Below are 2,556 nucleotides of genomic sequence, written 5' to 3' on the forward strand. Positions count from 1 at the left end.
AAGTTATACAATTTTAATGCGTACAATTACCAAGGACATAATAGGACGCTCTGATAAAGTAGATCTGCCAGAATTGGATTTATTTGACTTAGACGCTAAAGTAGATACAGGAGCCTATACTTCAGCCATACATTATCATCATGCAGAAGTTATCGAAAAAGATGGGGTGCCAACACTTCATTTCACACTCTTAGATCCGAAACATCCTAATTACAACGACAAGAGTTTCTATTTTAAAAATTTCACCGAGCGAAGTATCAAAAATTCATTTGGTGACTCTGAGAAGAGATACATCATAAGAGCTACAATAAGAATATTCGGCAAAGATTACCTCACAGAGCTCTCCTTGAGCGATCGTGGTAACCTAAAGTTTCCCATCCTTTTAGGTAGAAAGTTACTTCGCAGAGGATTTATTGTGGATGTTTCAAAACACAACTTATCATACAATCAAAAAAACTAAAAAATGAATATCGGTATCTTATCGAGAAATCCAGATTTATATTCCACTTCAAGACTACTTGAAGCTTGTGAGCAAAGAGGGCATAAAGGCGAAATCATAGATCACCTAAAGTGTACCATTGTGATGGAGCAAAATAAGCCTTCTGTCTTATACCATGGTCGCTCTTTAGAGCATTTTGATGCCATTATACCTCGTATAGGGGCTTCTGTGACATTTTATGGTTCGGCTGTAGTTCGTCAGTTTGAAATGATGAAAGTATTTACAGCGGTAGAGTCTCAGGCCCTAATTCGCTCGAGAGACAAATTAAGAAGTTTGCAAATACTCTCCAGAGCAGGTCTTGGTCTGCCAAAAACTGTATTTACCAATTACTCGCGAGATACGGATGACATTCTTAATGCTGTAGGTGGCGCACCGGTAATTATCAAATTGTTAGAGGGCACACAGGGCTTAGGCGTTGTTTTAGCTGATAACAAAAAGTCTGCGGCCTCTGTAATTGAAGCATTTCATGGTCTGAAAGCCAGGGTGATAGTGCAGGAGTTTATCAAAGAAGCTGGTGGTGCTGATATAAGAGCCTTTGTAGTAGATGGAGAAGTGGTAGGAGCCATGAAAAGACAAGCAAAAGAAGGTGAATTTAGGTCTAATTTACACAGAGGAGGCACTTCCAACGTGATAAAGCTTTCCCGAAAGGAAAAAAGTGCGGCTGTAACGGCAGCCAAGAAAATGGGACTAGGTGTTGCAGGGGTAGATATGCTGCAATCATCAAGAGGACCATTGATTCTAGAAGTAAACTCATCACCAGGATTAGAGGGTATTGAGAAAGCTACTGGCATCGATATAGCCGGTAAGATTATTGAATTTTTAGAGCGGAATGGAGGTAAGAAAGGCAAAGTGCAAAAAGATAAAATTAACGCCTGACCATGCGCAATATAGTAATCGATGGCCATGAAGTAGCTCCGGGTGAGGAGTTGCAAATCAATGCTGTAATCGGAAGGCTACCGACCCGTACACCAATTAACATCCCTGTATTTGTAAATCGTGCCGTGGAGGATGGGCCGGTGCTGCTCATAATGGCTGGTGTGCATGGAGACGAAACCAATGGAATTGAAATTGTAAGGCGTTTTCTCAAAAACAAATACAATAAACCGACCAGAGGTACAATTATCGCTATACCGGTTTATAACGTATATGGCTTTATCAATCACTCAAGAGGGTTGCCAGATGGCAAAGATCTTAATAGATCATTTCCAGGATCACAGTCAGGGTCACTGGCCAGTAGGGTGGCACACTTTCTCACTACTCAGATTATTCCGGTAATAGATTATGGCCTTGATTTTCACACAGGAGGTAAAAGTCACAATAATTATCCTCAGATAAGAGCCTATTTTGAATCTGAAGCCGACACAGAGTTGGCTCAGATTTTTGGAGCACCTTTTATTATACATTCAGGCTTTAGAGATAAGAGTCTAAGAAAATCAGCCGCTAAAGCGGGTAAGCAAATATTGGTTTACGAAGGGGGAGAAACCCTGAGGCTTAGAAAGCACGTGATTGACTCTGGAGTAAATGGTATATTAAGAGTGATGAAGCATTTAGGTATGCGTGATGAAGCTCCTGAGATTATACATAAACCAATTTTTATAGAAAACTCATCATGGGTGAGGGCCAAATATGCCGGGTTACATCACTCTTTAGTGAGAAATGGGGCCAAAGTAGAGAAAAAACAGCTCATAGGCCTTATTACAGACCCATACGGGCAATTTGAAAAGCAAATAAAATCGCCTATGGATGGCTACGTTATAGGCATAAACAACTACCCGGTTGTAAATATGGGAGATGCGCTGCTACACATAGGTAGCGCAAAATGATTATCTTGATACACTAATGGATAAAAATCTGGCAATATACCAAGATGAGGTAGGTAAAATTATTGATGATTATTTTCTACCTGTATTTATAATAAAACTCGATCAGCACGCTAGGTTCATCAAAGATCTTGATGAAGCCGTAAAAGAGTTGATGAGTAAGCATTACTTAGAGATACCTAAAAGTGAGGCTTTTTCGCGTTTTGATGCTTATAAGCGTAGTATTGAAGAGCTCAT

Annotated in this window: 4 protein-coding genes; all 4 read left to right on the forward strand. The window is 40.0% G+C overall.

Features of this window, described 5'->3' with window-relative positions; all coding sequences use genetic code 11:
- The coding region (locus tag E1176_RS02490; protein WP_343030496.1) for an ATP-dependent zinc protease family protein at window positions 1-460 on the forward strand (460 nt) is incomplete at its 5' end.
- A 3-nt stretch (window positions 461-463) separates the two neighbouring features.
- Entirely contained in the window at window positions 464-1,375 is a 912-nt protein-coding gene (gene rimK / locus E1176_RS02495) for a 30S ribosomal protein S6--L-glutamate ligase (protein WP_155208999.1), read from the forward strand.
- Between the two features lie 2 nt (window positions 1,376-1,377).
- The gene (locus E1176_RS02500) at window positions 1,378-2,322 is read left to right on the forward strand and encodes a succinylglutamate desuccinylase/aspartoacylase family protein (protein ID WP_155209000.1); all 945 of its coding nucleotides are present in this window, start codon (window positions 1,378-1,380) and stop codon (window positions 2,320-2,322) included.
- 16 nt (window positions 2,323-2,338) lie between these two features.
- Window positions 2,339-2,556, forward strand: a 218-nt coding sequence (locus E1176_RS02505) for a hypothetical protein (protein WP_155209001.1), incomplete at its 3' end; no start/stop codon positions are given.

It is taken from the genome of Fulvivirga aurantia (assembly GCF_009711475.1).
Taxonomy (GTDB): domain Bacteria; phylum Bacteroidota; class Bacteroidia; order Cytophagales; family Cyclobacteriaceae; genus Fulvivirga; species Fulvivirga aurantia.